The organism is Pseudomonas sp. IT-P2 (assembly GCF_949767575.1).
Classification (GTDB): domain Bacteria; phylum Pseudomonadota; class Gammaproteobacteria; order Pseudomonadales; family Pseudomonadaceae; genus Aquipseudomonas; species Aquipseudomonas pharyngis.
On the sequence record NZ_CATKQA010000049.1, the window covers coordinates 201,525 to 220,455 of the forward strand.

The window sequence follows — 18,931 nt, forward strand, 5'->3', positions numbered from 1 at the left end:
CGCTTCCGCAGGTTTTTTTCATCAGGCCGACTTGAGCGCCTGAGCGTACTCGACCCGAGCCCAGAACGCCGGCAAAAAGCATTCGCTGACCAGCAGCGCCGAGCCATTGCGGGTGAAACGCGAACGCCGGGCCAGCAGACGTTTGGCCTGTGGCGCGAAGCGATAGGACAGCGCCGCCAACGGTGCGCCGGGCGGCAGCAAAGCACATTGGAAGGGTTCGCGCAGGGTCTGCTCCGAGGTGTAGAGGATCTCGGCCAGCGGTCGACGGCCATAGCCGTTCAGATCCGCCCAGTCGCCATTCAGTGCCGGCACGCTGGTCAGGCTGCGCGCGGTGACGCAGGCCTCGCCATCGAGTTTCATCACCACCTCACGCACCCAACCAATGGTGTTTGGCGGCACGTTCAGCGCTTGCGCTTCTTCAGGATTGAGCGGGCCATGGGACTGCTCGACGACTTCGATTGAATAATCGCCCATGGCTTTCAGACGTGGGGTCAAGGCCCCGGGCAAAAACAGCCAGTGATGCTCGGAGCCGGTCAATTCCGACAGCGGTCGCGATGACCAGTAATGACTTGTATCCATACCCGCTCACACCTTCCTGGTGATGGTGAATTGTTGGTTGCCGTGGAAGGCCAACCCTTCACCGGCGGTGTCTGTCACTCGGCTCCGTTTTCTTCGGTCACTTCGTGTTTGCTGATGACGCTGATGGTCTGTTCATCGGTCTTGACCGCCGACAGCAGCGAGTCGAGCAGGCCCGGAAAACGCACGTCCATGTCTTCACGACGCAGGGACAGCAGGTTTTCCCGACCGTAAGGGCGCTGCCAAATCAGACCGCTGTCACGCAGAACCCGCCAGTGGTGGGTCATGGTCGACTTCGATGCACCCTTGAGGATCCGGCCGCACGGATGTTCCTGGCCATCGGCCAATACTTTCAACACGGTCAGACGCAGCGGGCTTCCCAATGCGGACAGCACATTTTCCAGAAGGATCTGATCCTGATTGGGATGATTCGGGACGTTCATAGGTAGGTACCCTTGATGATATAGGCGGGAAAAATCCGTCTTGTATTCGTCTATACGAGAACAGTAAGACTATACACAAGATGTTTTTTCCCCGCGACAGCCGCCCCGGAGGCGGCGTCCCGCAAAACAACTACAAATTGCTGCTCTGCGCGGTCTCCAGCGCAGGCGCCTGGAACCCGCCGCCCAGCGCTGCCATCAACGAAACCGAGCTGTCGATGTGCTTGCTGTTGAGGAAGGCCAGGCGCATTTCGTCCTGAATCAATTGTTGCTCGATGTTAAGCGCATCGAGGAACGTGTCCTCCCCGGCCTTGTAGCGCGACTGCGACAGATCGTAAGACGACTGGGCAATCGCACAGGCATCGCGCTGCACGACGATCTGCTGCTCGAACGAACGCAACTGCGTCACCGAAATCGCCACCTCGTGCAGGGCCGAATTCAGCACCCGGTTGTACTGCGCGATGGAGCTGTCGAGTTCGGCATTGCCGGCCTTGAGATCCGAGCGCAGGCGCCCGGCATCGAAGATCGGCAGCGACACCGTCGGCGCCACATTCCAGAACTTGCTGACCCCGGCGAACAGCGCATCACCGGTCAATGCATGGGACCCGGCCGCTGCCACCAGATTGATGTTCGGGTAGAACGTGGTCTTCACCGCCTCGACGTTTTTAGTCTCGGCCTCCACGCGCCAGCGTGCGGCGACGATGTCCGGACGACGGCCCAACAACTGGGCTGGCAACTGCGCCGGCAAGGCCACCACACTGGCTTGCAGATTCGATGGCCGATCAAGCGTGTGCGCACGGTCAACGCCCTTGCCGATCAGCGCCGACAGTTGAAGACGGGCGATTTCGATGTCTTCGTTGGCGCCGATCAACGTCGATTCCGAACGCGCCTTGAGGCTCTGCACCTGCTTGAGTTGCGACAGGTTGTCGAGGCCCGAGCCGTAACGTGAATCCGTCAGCTCCACCAGTTTGCTCAGGCGTTCGAGATCCCGTTGATTGAGCTCCGAGACCTGCCACGCATACGCCAACTGGTTGTAAGCCTTGACCACGTTGACCGCGAGAATCAGCCGCGACGATTGCAGATCGACTTCCGCCGCTCGTGCGCTGTTGAGCGCCGATTCCCAGGCGGCACGCTGGCCGCCCCAGAGGTCGAAGGTATAGCCGAAATTGACCGCCAGATTGCGTGCGGTGAAATACTTGTGGCCCTCGCCGCTGTAGTCCTCGAAGCGCGACAGCCGACCGCGAGTGACACCCGCCGACGCGTCCATTTCGGGATAACGCTCGGCGTCGCGCAGGTCGAGAAATGCGTTGGCCTTGGCGACCCGGGCAGCGACTTCCTGCAAGTCCGGGTTGCTGGCATACGCCTCTTCGATCAGCGCACCCAGACGTGGGTCACCCAGCGATGTCCACCAGTCCGCACGCGGCCATTGGGCCGGCGGCAGTTTGTCTTTCAGGCTGTCGGACGGCGCATCGCCGACCGCCAGCAATTTGCCCTGATGATCGATCCCGGCGTAGTTCACACAACCCGCCGCCAACAGAATGGACGCCGCCAGCGGCGCCAGCATCAAACGTGTAATCGAATGCATGTCACGTCCTCACAGGATGGGTTGCGGCACACCGGCCGGTTCGGCTTCGGGTGCGTGGCTCGGTTGCTTGATCGAACTGAGCAGCGTGTACACCGACGGCAGAATGAACAGGGTGAACAAGGTGCCGATCAGCATCCCCACCACAATCACCAGGCCCAGGCCGAAGCGGCTGTTGGCGCCGGCACCGCTGGCGAACAACAGCGGCGCGAGGCCGACCACCATGGCAGCCGTGGTCATCAGGATCGGCCGCAGACGCACCTGCGCGGCATGCTGAATGGCTTGCACGCGGTCCATGCCTTGCTGGCGCTGCAACTCGTTGGCGAACGCAACCATAAGAATCCCGTGCTTACTGATCAGACCGATCAGCGTGATCAGGCCGATCTGGGTGTAGATGTTCATCGACGTCATGCCCAGCGCCAGCGGCACCAGGGCCCCGCAGATCGACAGCGGCACGCTGATCAGAATGATGAACGGGTCGCGGAAGCTCTCGTACTGCACGCTCAGAACCAGATAGATGATCACAAGGGCCAGGCCGAAGGTGAACGCCAGGCTGTTGCCTTCCTGCACGTATTGGCGGGCGTCGGACTGCCAGTCGAAACTGAAGCCGGCCGGGAAGCCTTCCGATTGTTTTTGCAGGAAGCCCACTGCATCACCCAACGTCACGCCCGGCGCCGGAATGGCCTGGAACGTGGCGGAGTTCTGCTGGTTGAACTGGGTCAGGCGATTCGGCTCGACCTTGACGCTGAGAGTGGCCAGCGTCGACAGCGGCACCGGATTGCCCTTCTGGTCCTTCACGTAATACAGCTTCAGGGTTTCCGGGGTCAGCCGGTCCGCCGACACCGACTGCGGGATCACGTCGTAGGAGCGACCATGGAACGAGAACCGGTTGACGTACTTCTCACCGATCAGGCTGTTCAGCGTTTCGCCGATGTCCTGCATGCGGATGCCCAGGGCGTTGGCCTTGGCCCGGTCAACCTGGATTTCCACCACCGGGTTGTTGAAGTCCAGATCACTGTCGACCACCGCGAACAGACCGCTGGCCTGCGCGGCCTGCTTGAGCTGATCCATCACGTTGTACAGCGCCAGGTATTCCTGATCGCTGCGGATCACCATCTGCACCGGCAGACCACCGGTAGAGCCCGGCAGCGGCGGCATCTGGAACACGAAAATGCTCGTGCCTTCGATCTGGTTCACCCGCGCCTGCAAGTCAGGCTGGATGGTGTTGGCATCGCGGCCGCGCTTTTCCCAGTCCACCAGGTTGATCCCGCCGACGCTGTTGGACAGACCGTCGGAACCGTTCGCCACCCAGTTGCTGTAACCCTCGGGGATTTCGTTGAAGGTCTTGTACAACTCGTGGGCGTAGGCCTCGAGGTAATTCAGGTTGGCGTGCTGCGGCGCCTTGATCGCGGTCAGCAGGATGTTCTGGTCTTCCAGCGGCGCCAGTTCGGTCTGCGCCGAGCGATAGAGGAACGGCAGGCTGAAGAAGATCACCAGCGCCACGCTCAGACTGATCCAGCGCCGCGCCAGCGAACCGCCGAGCAGCGCGCCATAACGACGGGACAGGTACTGGAAGAATCGATCTGCCTTGACCGCCATGAAACCTTCGCTGGTTTTCGCGTCCAGCAGACGGGTACTCATGATCGGCGACAGGGTCAGCGCGACGATGCCGGAAATCACCACGGCGCCGGCCAGGGTCAGCGCGAACTCCTTGAACAGCGTGCCGGTGAGGCCGCCCATCAGACCGATCGGCGCATACACCGCCGCCAGGGTGAAGGTCATCGCCACCACCGGACCCGCCACTTCGCGCGCGCCGATCAGCGCCGCTTCGAACGGGCTCTTGCCCTCTTCGATGTGACGGTGGACGTTCTCCACCACGACGATGGCGTCGTCAACCACCAGCCCGATGGCCAAAACCATCGCCAGCAAGGTCAGCAGGTTGAGGCTGAAGCCGAACATCTGCATCAGCATCGCCGCGCCGAGCATCGACAGCGGAATCGTCACCAGCGGAATCAGCACAGTGCGGAACGTGCCCAGGCACAGGTAGATCACCAGCACCACGATCACCAGCGCTTCGAGCAGGGTGTAGCTCACCTCGTCGATCGACGACTGAATGAAATGCGCCACTTCGAACGGGATCTGCACGGTCACGCCCGGTGGCAGGGTTTCCTGGATCTGCGGCAGCAATTCACGCACGCGTTTGACGATCACCAGCGGGTTGCCGGTCGGCGCCGCGTCCAGGCCGAGGAACAGCGCCGGCACATCGCTCATCGCGCCACTGGTGTCGGTGGAGGCGGCGTTCAGCTCCACGGTGCCGACGTCTCGCACACGGATGATGTGGCCGTTGTCGTTGCGCAGCACCATGTCGCGGAAGTCTTCGACGCTGTTTAGGTCGGTGTTGACCCGCAGGTTGCTGACCACGTACAGGCCTTTGACCTGACCCGGCGCCGCCTGGAAGTTGTTGCCCTCGATCGCCGCCGACACGTCCTGCCCGGTCATGCCGTAACCGGCCAGACGCTGCGGGTCGAGCCACAGGCGCATGGACAATTTCTGCTCGCCCATGATGTTGATCTTGGCCACGCCTTCGATGCCGGCGAACATCGGCTCGACGACGCGGGAGATGTAATCCGACATCTCCGGAATGGTCAGGTTGGAGCTGGCGAACGCGACGTAGGCCACGCTGGTGAAACCGCCGGACGTGCGCTCCACCACCGGGTCGTAGGCGTCCTTCGGCAAGCGGTATTTGATCTGGTTAACCTTGGCCATGACCTCGGTCAGCGCCGCGATGGAGTCACTGTTGAGTGCCATGCGGATCGTCACCTGGCTGCGGCCCTGGGTCGAGGCTGACGACAGATAGTCGATGCCCTCGACCGAGGCCACGGCCTGGCTGATCGGTTGCGTGACGAAGCCTTGCATCAGTTCCGAAGAGGCGCCGGGATATTGGGTCGTGACCGTGATGGTCGACGTTTCCAGCATCGGGTACTGGCGGATCGGCAGGTTCATCAGCGCACGCACCCCGAACAGCAGGATCAGCGTGCTGACCACCACGGCCAGCACCGGGCGGCGAAGAAAGAGGTCGGTGAAATTCATTTTTCCAGCCCACTGAGTTTAAGAGCAATCGTGTCCGGGACACCTTCCACCGCCACGCCGTCGTGGAGTTTGAGCTGGCCGGACGTCACCACTTGCACGCCTTCGGTCAGGCCCTTGTCGACCACCGCCCAGCCATCGCGGCGCTCGCCGACCTTGATGCTTTCACGCTTGACCTTCTGCACCCCGGCCTCGTCGGTGTAGACCGAGAACACGCTTTCGCCGTAGGCGTTGTAGGTGATCGCGGTTTCCGGAATCAGCAGCTCGGCGGTCTGCGGCAGGGTCACCGAGACCCGTGCGTACATGCCGGGACGCAGGCGTTTTTGCGTGTCGGTGATGACCGCTTGAACGTTGATGGTGTGGGACTGGTTGATCTGCGGATCGACCGCGACGATCTTCCCGGCGAAGGTCACATCACCCCAGGCATCGACCTTGGCCTGCACGGTCTGGCCCAGTTGCACTTGCGAGCCATCGCGCTCGGCGAGGGTGAAGTTGACGCGCAGCACGCCCGGATCGGTCAGGGTTGCCACCGCGCTGCCGGCCTGAAGGTATTGGCCCAGGTGCGCCTGGCGAATGCCTAGGGTGCCGGCGAACGGCGCGCGGATATGCCGTTGAGCGATCTGCGCCTGCATGCGCTCCATGTCGCCTTTCGCCGCGTCGTATTGAGCGCGGGCACTGTCGAAGGCGCGACGGCTTTCGGCGCCCGTCTTGGCCAGTTCCTGAACCCGTGCGAACTGGGCCTTGGCCGATTCGTACTCGCCTTTCAGGCGCACCAGTTCGCCTTGCTCCGGCGCGTCGTTGAGCTTGAGCAGCACTTGCCCCGCCTTCACTTCATCGCCGGACTCGAAATCGATATCCACCACTTTGCCGCTGACTTCAGCCGACACCAGCACCTGACGCTGGGCTTCGAGTTTGCCGATGGCCTCGAGGTAGTAGGTGTAAGGCTGCTTTTTGACTACGGCCAGACCGACCCGGGTGCTGGGGATCCGTTGCTCGGCCGCCGCCGGTGGCGGCGACCAGAAACGCCAGCCCAGTGCAGCGGATAACACCACCACAAGAACAATAAAGATCAGCGACTTGATAATGTTTCGAGCAAGCATGTGGCACTCCCTTGACTCTTTGCTGCGAGCACAAAAGTTTGAGTTTTAAGAAAATAAAGGTGCAACTAAAGACGGGCGCGCTATCGATCCCTGTGAACTTTCACTTGTAAACGCGCCCGCTTTATTTATCCGCTGTTACGCCGCGGCCAGTACGTTGGTTTTATCCAGGTAATACTTGCCGATACCGTGCAAGTTCAAAGGCGACAACGTGAAGTGCTTCGAGCCGGTGTGAATATCGCGGAAGCAACGCTCCAGGAAGTGCGACTTGTAGACGGCTTTGGAACCGGCCATCGAGTAGATCTGGTTGACCGCATTGACCGAGTTCTCGGTCAGCACCGAGGCTGCCAGGCCGACGCGGGCGCTGACCGGTTCGCCGATGGTTTCACCCCGGTTGATCACCTGATGGATCGCATCTTCCAGCAGCAGTTGTGCGGTATGCACCGAGGATATGGCGCGACCGGTCTTCTCGAAGATCACCCCTTCCAGGCCCGGATCGGTGTTCACGGCGCGGTCATTGCGGAAGTGATCGACCGCAGCCCGGGCCACGCCCAGCACGGTGGACATCGCCGCCAGGGTGCCGAACTCGTAGTAACCGGTGGCGTAGGCCCGGGAGCTGCGCGCTTCGGGGGATTGCTTGAGGGTTTCGACATCCAGCGAGAATGACTTGTGGACGATCACGTTGGAGCACTGGAAGTGATGGCTGCCGGTGCCGCGCATGCCCAGGGTGTCCCAGGTCGGCAGGATGGTGCATTGGCTGGCGGGCACGAAGAACATCCGCACTTCCGGATTAGTGTTGTTTTCGGTGCCTTTGACGGTGGCGGTGCAGACCAGCCAGTCGGCGTGGGCCGAGCCGCTGGCGAACGCCCATTTGCCGCTCAGCAGGTACTCGTCGCCCATCGGCAGCGCTTCGCCACCGGAGTGGATGGCGCCGATCACGAAACCGTCGCAGTGGTTGTAGATCGCTTCGGAAGTGGCTTCCGGCAGGTAGTCCGACAGGCGCCCCATCGCCACTTGCACCGCCAGCTGCCAGGACAGCGAGGCGTCAAACCGGGCGAATTCCAGCAGCAGGGCCGAGGTGGTCTGGATATCGACCTGGGACCCGCCGAACGCCTTGGATACCGAGGTGCGGCCAAAACCTTCCTTGAAGAATCGGGACATCACATCCTTGTGCGTCGCATTGGTCTGCTCGCTGTAATCGCGGTGCTGAATAATCAGCGGATTCAGTGCACGCACCTTCTCGAGCCATTCATTGGATTCGGAGGGAAGGCTGTTCCATTGCATTAGATTTTTCATAACGGCTCCTAGCTATTATTTATTTACGATCAGCAGACGAAAAAAACAGACAGAACTTTTTATTGTTGTTAAACCCCGATAAAAATGTACGTCTACAGTCGTACATTTTACAAGCACTATTATCAGACTTCTTTCATTTCCCAATAAAAGAGCAATCACTGTCCGACAATAACGCAAGGCGCAAAAGGCCAACGTAACTTGCGCACAAGTTACGTTGCTTGAAACTTTTGGATTACTTCACGCCGGCGCGCCGGTCACTGACTTTCGCCAGTGAAGCCCAGTCCTGATCGGCCTGACCATGGGCCATGCCGTCCAGCAGGTTGTCCTTCAACACGCTGGCAAACGGCAGCGGTACCTGCGCCGCTTCACCGGCTTCCAGCGCCAGGCGCACGTCCTTGAGACCGAGCGACAATTTGAAACCCGCCGGCTCGAATGTTTCATCGACCATCAGCTTGCCGTAGCCCTGATAGACCGGCACGGCAAACAGGGTCGAGGTGATCATCTCGATGAACGCCTCGCGACTGATGCCATAGCCGCCGGCCAGGGTCGAGGCTTCGGCCATGGATTCGATTGCCGAGGCGATCATCAGGTTGGCCGACAGTTTGGCAGCGCAGGCCACCTCGGCCGTGTCGCCGAGCGTCCAGGTCTTGCGCCCAAGCACATCGAACAACGGCTGTACCCGAGCCAGTGCTTCGACGGGCCCGGAGGCGAGAATGTTCAGATTGCCGGCAGCCGCCACATCGACCCGCCCCAGCACCGGTGCCGACACGTAACCGACGCCACGCGCTTCATGCACGGCCGCCAGTTCTTTGGCCAGCGCCACGGACACCGTGGACATGTTGACGTGCACGCTGCCGGCCTGCAGACCGTCCAGCGCCTTGGCGTCGAAGAACACCGAGCGGATCGCCGTGTCATCGCCGAGCATGGAAATCAGCACCTCGGCCTGCGCCGCCAGCGCCGGTGTCTCGACAGCTTCGGCGCCGGCCTTGGCCAGTGCTTCCAGCGGTGCCGTCGAACGATTCCACACGCGGACCCGATGCCCGGCTTTCAGCAGGTTCAGCACCATCGGTGCGCCCATCGTGCCCAGACCGATAAATCCCAGTTCCATGTCGCGTTCCTCTCTCGATGAGGTGTTCAAAGCCGTTCAGACGATGATGCAGAATTGCGATTGTACGTGTACAGGCGTACATTTCAAGTGCCGCGACGATTCATTCTTCGCGGCAAGGGTTTCAAACACACCTTTACCCAAGGCAAGGAGGCTTTATGCAATTCGGGATTTACACCGTTGGCGACGTCACACAAGACCCTACCAACGCCCGTACCCCCAGCGAATCCGAGCGCATCCAGGCCACCCTGCAAATTGCGCAGAAGGCCGAAGACATCGGACTGGACGTGTTCGCCACCGGCGAACACCACAATCCTCCGTTCATCACCTCCTCTCCCACCACGCTGCTGGCCTACATCGCAGCCAAGACCCAACGCATCATTCTTTCGACGTCCACCACCCTGATCAGCACCAACGATCCGGTTCGCCTGGCCGAAGAGTATTCGCTGCTGCAAAACCTCTGTGGCGGGCGCATGGACCTGATGCTCGGCCGGGGCAACACCGCACCGGTCTATCCCTGGTTCGGCAAGAGCATCGCCGACGGTCTGCCACTGGCGATGGAGAACTATCGCCTGCTGCATCGTCTCTGGCGCGAAGAAGACCTCAACTGGAGCGGACGCTTTCGCACCCCGCTGAAAAACTTCACCTCAATCCCCAGGCCCCTCGATGACCTGCCGCCCTTCGTCTGGCACGGCTCGATCCGCACCCCGGAAATCGCCGAGCAGGCCGCTTATTACGGCGACGGTTTTTTTGCCAGCCACATCCTCTGGCCCCGTGAGCATTTCATGGCGCTGGTCGAGTTCTACCGCGCACGGTTTGCCCATTACGGTCACGGCACGCCGGAGCAGGCGATCGTCGGCCTCGGCGGGCATATTTTCATGCGTCGCAACTCGCAGGATGCGCGCCGGGAGTTCCGTCCCTACTTCGACAACGCCCCGGTGTACGGCCATGGCCCGTCGCTGGAAGAGTTCATGGAAATGACCCCGCTGGCCGTCGGCAGCCCTCAGGAAATCATCGACAAGACCCTGACCTTCCGCGAGTACTTCGGCGACTATCAGCGCCAGCTGTTCCTGTTCGACCATGGCGGCATTCCGCTGAAAACCGTGCTGGAACAACTCGACATGTTCGGCAAGGAAGTGTTGCCGGTGCTGCGTGAAGAAACCCGCAAACGCCGCTCGCCGCTGGCGGCCGAAGCGCCGACGCATGCCAATCGACTGGCCCGTTTGCAAACTCCGTCGGCCGATCCACGCGCCACGGTCAAAGCTGCCCAACTCGACAGCGTGACCGGCCACTGAACCTGTGGGAGCGAGCAAGCCCGCTCCCACACTTGATCAGGCAGCGCCTTTCAACGGGCGCTGCGCATCCATCGCCACCACCACGTCATCGTGGATCAAACGGGCCAGATACTGACCGTAACCGGTCTTGCTCATGCTGCCCGCATGCACCAGCAACTGCGCGTCGTCGATCCAGCCCTTGTGGTAGGCGATTTCTTCGAGGCAGGCGATTTTCAGGCCCTGGCGTTTCTCGATGGCCTGGACGAAATTGCCCGCTTCCATCAACGCGTCGTGGGTGCCGGTGTCGAGCCAGGCCATGCCACGGCCCATCACTGACACGTTCAATTTGCCGCGTTGCAGATAGACGTTGTTGACGTCAGTGATCTCCAGCTCGCCGCGCGGCGACGGCTTGATGTCAGCGGCAATCTGCAGCACTTCGTTGTCGTAGAAATACAGGCCGGTGACGGCGTAGTTGGACTTTGGATCGCTCGGTTTTTCGCAGATGCTCAGGGCCTTGCCGGCAGCATCGAATTCCACCACGCCAAAGCGCTCGGGATCGGCCACGTAGTAGCCGAACACCGTCGCGCCTTCATCACGCGCCGCCGCTTGCAGCAGGGTTTCACCGAAACCGGCGCCGTAGAAAATATTGTCGCCGAGCACCAGGCAGACGTTGTCTTCACCGACGAATTCGCGACCGATGATGAACGCTTGAGCGAGACCGTCCGGGCTCGGTTGCACCGCGTAGCTCAGGCTCAGGCCCAACTGGCTGCCGTCGCCGAGCATGCGCTGAAAGCCCGGCAGATCTTCCGGGGTGGAGATGATCAGGATCTCGCGGATTTCCGCCAGCATCAGCACCGACAGCGGGTAGTAGATCATCGGTTTGTCATACACCGGCAGCGACTGTTTCGAGACGCCCAAAGTGATCGGGTGCAGACGCGAACCGGCGCCGCCCGCCAGCAGAATTCCTTTGTACTTGGCCATGCTTTTTTCCTTTCAAGCAGTGAGATTTGAATGACTGAATGTTCAGGCCACGAGGGCTTCGTCGCGTTGCTCGCCGAGGCGCTCCAGTGCGTAGGCACCCGACATCACCCGCACCCACCAGGCGCGGTTGTCCAGATACCAGTCGACGGTTTTCTGCATGCCGCTTTCGAAGGTTTCCTGCGGCGTCCAGCCGAGCGTCGCGTGGATTTTTCCGGCATCGACGGCGTAGCGTTTGTCGTGGCCCGGACGATCCTTGACGAAGGTGATCAGGTCGCGGAAGTGCGCAACGCCCGCCGGTTTTTCCGCACCGCGCGCTTCAAGCAGATCGCACAAGGTGTGCACCACTTCCAGGTTGGTCTTCTCGTTGTGGCCGCCGATGTTGTAGGTCTGCCCGACCTCACCGCGCGTGACCACCGCATACAGGGCGCGGGCGTGATCCTCGACGAACAGCCAGTCGCGGATCTGCGCGCCATCGCCGTACACCGGCAACGGCTTGCCTTGCAGCGCATTGAGAATGACGTGAGGAATCAGTTTTTCCGGGAAGTGATACGGCCCGTAATTGTTCGAGCAATTGCTCATCACCACCGGCAGGCCGAAAGTGCGATGCCAGGCGCGGACCAGATGATCGGAACCGGCCTTGGTTGCCGAGTACGGCGAACTTGGCGCATACGCCGTACGCTCGGTGAACGCCGGATCTTCAGGCTCCAGGTCGCCGTACACTTCGTCGGTGGAAATGTGATGGAAACGGAACGCCGCCTGACGCGCCGCATCCAGTCGGTTCCAGTAACCACGCGCGGCTTCGAGCAGGGTGTAGGTACCGACAATATTGGTTTCGATGAAGGCTTGCGGGCCATCAATCGAGCGGTCAACGTGGGACTCGGCGGCCAGATGCATCACCGCATCCGGCTGCAGCCGTGCGAACAGCTCGTCCAGCGCCGGCTTGTCGCAGATGTCGACCTGGCAGAAACGGTAACGCGGCGAATCGGATACATCGGCCAGCGATTCCAGGTTGCCGGCGTAGGTCAGTTTGTCGACGTTGATCACTTCACATTCGGTCTCTTCAATCAGAAACCGCACCACGGCCGAGCCAATGAAGCCCGCGCCCCCTGTCACTAAAATTTTCATCAGCGCCTCCCCTGGCAAAATGATGACTTAACGTCCTTCGATGCTGTGTGCGGGTCAGTTCAACAACGCGACCCAGTATGGCGACAGTCCTTGTTCGAGAATCAGCAGTGTCTGGATGCAGACGAAGCTTTCGTCGGTGGTTGCCGAGGTTGCGTTGAGCGGGCCGAAACCACCGTCCTGCTTCTGATGGGCAGCGATCCAGTCTTTCGATTCCTGCAGATACGTCGGCTGCGCGTCGAGCAAATACATTGCTGCGATGGCCATGTAAGTACCCACCAGGCTGACCGCTTTGCCCGGCCGGTAATGGAACGAGCCGTTGGCCAGTTGCAGCTTTTGCAGCCAGGCGACGGTCTGTTCGGCATCGACGATGCGTCGGTTGAGAATGAACAGCGTCGACACCACGCGGTACACCGAAAACGCGTCCGGCGGATAACCCGGCTTGTTTGCGAACCCGCCATCGACCGAGCGGCAGCGCAAGGCAAACGCCATCACGCCCTGCTCGTCCGGCGCCTTGGCTTCAAGGGCGTGCAGCGACAGCACCGCCAGGTTGGTGTGCCAGATGTCCGAGCCGAAACCCGGTACATCGCCGAACCCGCCATCGGGGTTCTGGCACGCTTGCAGGTAACGCACGCAACCACCGATATCGTTCGGCAACGCGCCCAGCACTCGCAGCGACAACACTGCGCAGTAGGTGGCGAACACATCACTCAGGTGACCCGGTTGCTCGGCAAATCCACCGTCGGTGTTTTGCGAAGCCCTGATGCAATCGATCAGGCTGGCCTTGTTTTCGATTTGCAGACCCAGCGCGTGCAAGTCCGAAATCACGTGCAGCCCGGAAAACACTTGCCAGGTCTTGTCGGCACGGAAACCCAGCGGCGCGGTTTCGGCGGTCAGCCCGTAGGGCGTTTCATTCGACGCCCGGGCCTTGACCAGCCACGCCAGATAACGCTGCAGATCAACATTGATGGTCGGCACGCCATTCGGGTGAATGCGCTGCACATCACCACCGCCATCGATCACTTGCAGCTCACGGTTTACCAGCGCCGCATCGTCATGATGAGTGACGGCAGCGACCGGCTCGATGGACTGCAAAGCGTGGGCAGCGGCGAGCTGGGTTTTCAGGCTTTTCAGGTGCAGCGGCAGGTACGTCAGGTTGCCGATGCTGAAGATCCCCGGCTGACGCGGCGGCGCCCAGAACTGGCGAATGAACGGCACGGTCGGGTCATCCGGGGTCGACCAGAAGTAGCCCTTGCCCATGAACAGACCGCCATTGCGCGCGTCATGAAACTCCAGCAACGCCGCCGTCACCGAAGCCCGATCCGCTTCGCTCGCGCCGGACGGCAAGGCCTGAATCGCCTGCAACAGCAACGCCACGTCGTAGGCGGTCTTGATCGGGAATGGCGACTCGTGATTTTTGTACGAGGTGTGCCAGTCGCAACGCACTTTGCCGTTGATCCCGACTCGATCCCAATACCCGCCGTACGCCGGATCGCGGAACAGTGCCAGGGTTTGCAGCAGGAACGAACGGGCCAGATTCGACAGCGCATTGTCGTCGCGCGCATCAGCCAGTTGCGCCAGCACCAGGCTGACCTGCGCACGCACACCGCAACGGGTCAGCGCCACATCGACGCAGGATTGGCTGTCGCTGCCGGCCACCCGGCCAATCAGGTTCTCTGCATGAACTTGCAAGTGCCCGACCAACCCCAGCCCCAACGGCTGATTGTCGATACGCGCCAGCAACGCCGTGGCGCTGATGTCGAGATTGATCGAGGTCGCCAGCTCCAGCGGCGTCGACCAGTCGCTGCTATACAGGCCGGCGACGGTGGAACGGGCGTAGAGCGCTTCGACCTTTTCCAGCAGGCCGTGGATCGCGGCATTGTTCGCCGCGTCCTGCGGCACCCGGCGCTGATAGGCAATCAATGCCGCCAGCGCGTCCAGTTGCAGCGCCAGCGTACGGCAGCGTCCGGAGCCGTGCGGCGTCCAGTAGCGGTCGGCCAGTTCGTGGAAACCGCCATTCGCCGCATCATGCAAACGCATCAGCCCGTCATGGGCAAAACGCAGTTCGACATCGTCGCCGTGTTCAGCCTGGTAGAGCGTCGCCGCGACCTGATCCTGCAACTGCTTGTCGCTGGAAATCGCAACCTCGCCACTGGCATCGGTCACGGCGAAAAAGCCGCCGTGCTCGATGTCCTTGAGGCCTTGATCAAATAGAAACTGCGGATGCAGTGACATGGTGAATCCCTCTTCCTTGAGGTTAAGCGGCTTTGCTTTCGGTCAGCGACACAACGCTGCCCTGGCACAACTCGATGATGCGCGTCGCGGCGCGGGCGGCACCTTCGCCATCCGGCGCGGCGACTTGCTGATGCGGTGCGTAATAGGTCGAAGCGTCGGTGTCTTTTTCCAGTTCGCCCTGGATCAGTTCGACGATCGCATCGCGGTCGTGGCCCAGATGCGTTGGGAAACCCAGCAGCTCCAGACGGCGCAGCGCCTCGAGTTCGTGGTACTCGGACTTGGACGGCAGCACGAACAGCGTCGGAATCTGCAGTGCGGCGATTTCCGTTACGGTGATCCAGCCCGGCGCCGAAATCAGCAGGCAGGCTTCACGCAGCAGACCCATCCAGTCCGGGTAGTACGGCACGCAGACGACGCCGTCCTGAGCCTGGATATCCTGACGGCCCAGCAGCACCAGTTTCAGTTCCGGATTGCGCTCGCGCAGGATCTTGAAGCTGTCCAGATACGCAGCGAGCAGCGCGTCCTTGTTTTGCGCAAACATCGTAGTGCCGCTGATCGAAGCCACAATGAACGGCGAGTCGCCGAGGTTCAGTTGCTCGCGCACATTCAATCCGGTCTGCACATTGATGTCGCGGATCATCGGGCCGACAAAATGCGCCTTGCCGCTGACCAGCGCTTCGGCCACCGGCGTGCCCTGATCGAGGGAAGCCACGTACGGTTTGTCGGTCAGCACCAGTTGGCTCTGATTGATCATCCAGTTGAACTGGCTGTGCAGCGCGGTGCGGGCCCGGGCCATTTCCAGCGCGTTGACTTCGAAACCGCCGTCGGCCAGATCATGGTCTTCGAGCTGGCACAGGGTGAAGTCGTAGCGCTCGGTGACGAACACCAGCGGCGTACCGCTGAAAATCGCGGCCAGGCAGGCGGCCATGTTGTAGTCCGACACCAGAGCGGTGGGCTTGTATTCGGCGATCAGGGCCAGGTAAGACAGAATTCGCTCGCCGGACAAGAAGGTATTGGCGATATATCCGCCGATGTAATTATTCCAGTCGAGTTCTTTCGACAAGTTGCTCTTTTTCGAGTAATCGACCAAACGGCCGGCAATATCCACTACTTCAACGCCAGACTTTTCGAACATCGGCGTGAAGGTCGGCTGCAAGGAAGCCAGTGCCACGGTCAATGGCATGTCCGGGCGCTGCTTTTTAATCGCCTGAGCGATGGACAGCGCGCGCATGTTGTGACCGGAACCGGTTGGATTGGGGGCAAATAAAATCATTCTTGAATCTCCATTAGTTGAACAACGCCATGAACCACAGTGTTTTCCAATACATCCCTTATAACCACCGAGTACGGTTTGATAACGGCACCGTCACCAATATTCAGTGGACCTACCAAGATGGCGCCCTCGCCAATAACGCAACGACTTCCAATGCGCACCGGTGCCTCCTCCCAAGGCAGTGAGCGGAAAGAATGATCATGGGTGGAGGCCACGATCGTGACCCCCTCGGACAACTCGCTGAAGGCACCGACGGATACGCCGCCGGCTGCTTCGATAACCACACCGGTCGCCAGTCGCACGCCGGTGCCCAATTCGATACCGCCCAATTGCGACATGCCGCCCTGGCGGTTGCTGCGCCCGATCAGGATGCAGTCCCGGGCGATTTCCACCGACGCTCCGCCGCGCAATTCGGCGTCGATCAAGGCATCGTCACTAATGTCCCACGTCAAGGTGTCGGGGTTCAGCGACTTGAGTCGCGCGACCGACTGCGTGGACCGATCGAGCATCGACGGCAAGCCCTGGCGCGCCCGGTCCCGGACTTTGGCCAGCACCGGTTCCGGGCTCGGCCGGCCGTCCTCGACCACAGTGCGCTGGGCAATGACCCGCGCCGGGCGACCGACGACGATTGCGTCCGGCGGCACATCGGCGGTCACCAACGCGCCAGCCGCCACCACGGCCCCGGCACCGATGGAAACACCGGCAGTCACGGTGGCCTTGGCGCCCACCCAGACGTTTTCGGCAATCCGAACCGGCGACTGCGCCGTCCCCAGGCACTGCGCACCGGTGGCGAACATGCTGGACTTGCCGACCAACGCGTGCTGCAAATCGCATCTGAAACCGATGAAGCATTCATCGCCGATCTGCACGTTTGTCAGGCGACTGCCGGCACGCACCCAGACGTGCCGGCCAAGCTCACTTGAACTATCAACAGTCGTCGAAACTTCAATTACGTTTATGTCGTCCACAATAAAGCCTCATTCCATTGATGCCGGGCACATAACATTCCGAGAGGCGTGCGTATCCCGCAGATATAAATCCGCCAGTGCACAAATAATTAATTAACTGTTCATTTAAGGCTTCAACTCAAAGCACGCGAGACATTGCGTCCGCGCCACTTATTAACTGTCCGGTTCATTCAACTGTCATTATTCATTAACAACAGATAGAAGTTCACACTTGAGCCAAAGGCCAAGTCAGTTGTCGAGATGAGAAAAAGCCGATTCAAGTCTGTCCGTGACTCAGATGAAGCTCCGTTTTGAGGAATAGTTCTTTAGTACGAATGTTATAGTACAGACGATTTTGTTTTGCAATAGGTGTCAGAATGGTTATCTCGTTTTAGTCTAAAAATTGATTGAACTTTTATGGTGCACGCTTGTACCAAAACCGTTTTATATGCACAGCGTTGGTGCAAATCAGGGAGGAGTGCAGATTTGCTCCAGCGCTTACAGACATCTGGAGGTCGACCCCAGACACTTCGACAGCCCCCACGAACGCTACGGTGACGGCTCTATTTCCCTCTGGCCTGGAGCCGTCATGCCCGCACCTATCACCGTTCTGCGCGACACCCATCCCCTGCCCGTACTCGACGCCTGCAAATGGGAAAAGCTCGAGGGCGACCCGCACACCGTCAACCTCAACGCCTACACCAGCGAAGACGGCAGCAAGATCATGGGCACCTGGATCTGCACCCCGGGCAAGTGGCGGGTGGACTATGTGAAGTGGGAGTACTGCCATTTCCAGGAAGGCTACTGTGTGATTACCCCGGACGGCATGGAGCCGATCCACCTGCGCGCCGGCGACATCTTCGTGGTCGAGCCAGGCATGAAGGGCACCTGGGAAGTGGTCGAGACCGTGCGCAAATATTTCGTGTTCGCCTGATACAAAAAAGCCGGGAAACCACCCGACGTGATTTCCCGGCAACACCTACTGCATCTGAATTGCAGACCTGTGACGAGCACAGGCCTGACGACGATTACTGCGGCTTGCGATAGCTGTTGATGATCGCCGAGAAGTCCTTGCCCCCTTCCCCGCGCTGACTCATCGCCTGATACAACTGCTGCGCCACCGCGCCCAGCACCACTGGCTGATGGGCCTGACGCGCCGCTTCAGTAGCCAGCCCCAGATCCTTGAGCATCAGCTCGGCGCCGAAGCCACCCGTGTAGCCGCGTGAGGCCGGCGCCGTTTCGACGATGCCTGGCCATGGGTTGTACATTTCCGAACTCCAGCAACGGCCGGTAGAGCTGTTGATGATCCCGGCGAGCACCGTGGTGTCGATCCCCAGCGCATCACCCAGCGCCATCGCCTCGCTGACGCCAACCATCGAAATGGCGAGCAACAGGTTGTTGCAGATCTTGGCGATCTGGCCGGTGCCGACCTCACCGCAATGCACGATGTTGCGGCCCATCTGCGCCAGCACCGGTTGCAGAGTGGCGAACAGTTCCGGGGTGGCGCCGACCATGAAGGTCAGCGTCCCGGCCGTGGCGCCGCCAGTGCCGCCGGACACCGGCGCATCGGCCATGGCCACGCCTTGTTTGGCAGCCGCCGCCGCCACATCGCGCGCCGTCTGCGGATCGATGGTGCTGCAATCCACTGCCGGCACGCCTTTGCCGATCCCGGCCAGCACGCCGTCTTCACCGAGCCAGACGCTGCGTACATGCACCGCAGCCGGCAACATGGTGATCACCAGTTCAGCATCTTCAGCAGCTTCGCGAGCCGAAGCGCGGATGGTGCCGCCCAGTTGCTCAAGTTCCGCCAGCACGGTCTTGTTCAGGTCCACCAGGTTCAGCGAATGCCCGGCCTTGATCAGGTTGCGCGCCATCGGCGCGCCCATGTTGCCCAGCCCGATAAATGCGATTTTCAT

General features: G+C 60.8%; 15 protein-coding genes. 2 read left to right on the forward strand and 13 right to left on the reverse strand.

Translation table 11 applies throughout. The features are described from left to right. Positions 1–21 precede the first annotated feature (21 nt). From ACM6JM_RS29525 to ACM6JM_RS29555, 7 genes are all read right to left on the reverse strand, one after another. Positions 22–579: a chorismate--pyruvate lyase family protein gene (locus ACM6JM_RS29525; RefSeq protein WP_414882939.1), complete on the reverse strand. Its 558-nt coding sequence runs from the start codon at positions 577–579 to the stop codon at positions 22–24. A 74-nt stretch (positions 580–653) separates the two neighbouring features. Next, positions 654–1,019 carry an ArsR/SmtB family transcription factor gene (locus ACM6JM_RS29530; RefSeq protein WP_074691998.1) on the reverse strand — a complete coding sequence of 122 codons (366 nt, stop codon included), beginning with the start codon at positions 1,017–1,019 and terminating at the stop codon, positions 654–656. 130 nt (positions 1,020–1,149) lie between these two features. Continuing rightward, a complete protein-coding gene (locus tag ACM6JM_RS29535; protein ID WP_414882940.1) occupies positions 1,150–2,601 on the reverse strand; it encodes an efflux transporter outer membrane subunit in 1,452 nt (483 codons plus the stop codon). Positions 2,602–2,610: 9 nt separating this feature from the next. Further along, entirely contained in the window at positions 2,611–5,688 is a 3,078-nt protein-coding gene (locus ACM6JM_RS29540; RefSeq protein WP_011332346.1) for a MexW/MexI family multidrug efflux RND transporter permease subunit, read from the reverse strand. Then, positions 5,685–6,785, reverse strand: a complete 1,101-nt coding sequence (locus tag ACM6JM_RS29545; protein WP_039772925.1) for an efflux RND transporter periplasmic adaptor subunit — start codon at positions 6,783–6,785, stop codon at positions 5,685–5,687. Before ACM6JM_RS29545 ends, ACM6JM_RS29540 begins: the two co-directional genes overlap by 4 nt. Before the next feature lie 135 nt (positions 6,786–6,920). Continuing rightward, positions 6,921–8,078, reverse strand: coding sequence for an oxidoreductase (locus tag ACM6JM_RS29550; protein ID WP_103387301.1), 1,158 nt, complete (start codon positions 8,076–8,078; stop codon positions 6,921–6,923). Between the two features lie 232 nt (positions 8,079–8,310). After that, positions 8,311–9,216 carry an NAD(P)-dependent oxidoreductase gene (locus tag ACM6JM_RS29555; RefSeq protein ID WP_256587092.1) on the reverse strand — a complete coding sequence of 302 codons (906 nt, stop codon included), beginning with the start codon at positions 9,214–9,216 and terminating at the stop codon, positions 8,311–8,313. Between the two features lie 125 nt (positions 9,217–9,341). Here ACM6JM_RS29555 and ACM6JM_RS29560 point away from each other — a divergent pair, with 125 nt between their 5' ends. Then, positions 9,342–10,478, forward strand: coding sequence for an LLM class flavin-dependent oxidoreductase (locus ACM6JM_RS29560; protein ID WP_039772929.1), 1,137 nt, complete (start codon positions 9,342–9,344; stop codon positions 10,476–10,478). 36 nt (positions 10,479–10,514) lie between these two features. Here the strand turns inward: ACM6JM_RS29560 and rfbA are convergent, their stop codons facing one another. The 5 genes from rfbA to ACM6JM_RS29585 are packed head-to-tail and all read right to left on the reverse strand — an operon-like array spanning position 10,515 to position 16,964. Continuing rightward, positions 10,515–11,438 carry a glucose-1-phosphate thymidylyltransferase RfbA gene (gene rfbA / locus ACM6JM_RS29565; protein WP_011332341.1) on the reverse strand — a complete coding sequence of 308 codons (924 nt, stop codon included), beginning with the start codon at positions 11,436–11,438 and terminating at the stop codon, positions 10,515–10,517. A 42-nt stretch (positions 11,439–11,480) separates the two neighbouring features. Further along, a complete protein-coding gene (gene rfbB, locus ACM6JM_RS29570) occupies positions 11,481–12,563 on the reverse strand; it encodes a dTDP-glucose 4,6-dehydratase (protein WP_085666949.1) in 1,083 nt (360 codons plus the stop codon). 54 nt (positions 12,564–12,617) lie between these two features. Further along, the gene (locus ACM6JM_RS29575) at positions 12,618–14,795 is read right to left on the reverse strand and encodes a prenyltransferase/squalene oxidase repeat-containing protein (protein WP_414882942.1); all 2,178 of its coding nucleotides are present in this window, start codon (positions 14,793–14,795) and stop codon (positions 12,618–12,620) included. A gap of 22 nt (positions 14,796–14,817) precedes the next feature. Further along, positions 14,818–16,068: a hypothetical protein gene (locus ACM6JM_RS29580; RefSeq protein WP_085666951.1), complete on the reverse strand. Its 1,251-nt coding sequence runs from the start codon at positions 16,066–16,068 to the stop codon at positions 14,818–14,820. After that, positions 16,065–16,964 carry an acyltransferase gene (locus ACM6JM_RS29585; protein ID WP_414882943.1) on the reverse strand — a complete coding sequence of 300 codons (900 nt, stop codon included), beginning with the start codon at positions 16,962–16,964 and terminating at the stop codon, positions 16,065–16,067. The genes ACM6JM_RS29580 and ACM6JM_RS29585 overlap by 4 nt, the downstream gene beginning before the upstream one ends. Positions 16,965–17,604: 640 nt before the next feature. On the opposite strand from ACM6JM_RS29585, the gene ACM6JM_RS29590 reads away from it, so the two are divergent. Beyond that, positions 17,605–17,949, forward strand: a complete 345-nt coding sequence (locus tag ACM6JM_RS29590) for a cupin domain-containing protein (protein WP_007953863.1) — start codon at positions 17,605–17,607, stop codon at positions 17,947–17,949. 94 nt (positions 17,950–18,043) lie between these two features. Here ACM6JM_RS29590 and mmsB read toward each other — a convergent pair whose 3' ends face one another. Next, positions 18,044–18,931 (reverse strand): 3-hydroxyisobutyrate dehydrogenase, encoded by an 888-nt coding sequence (gene mmsB / locus ACM6JM_RS29595; protein ID WP_039772935.1) that lies wholly within the window; start codon positions 18,929–18,931, stop codon positions 18,044–18,046.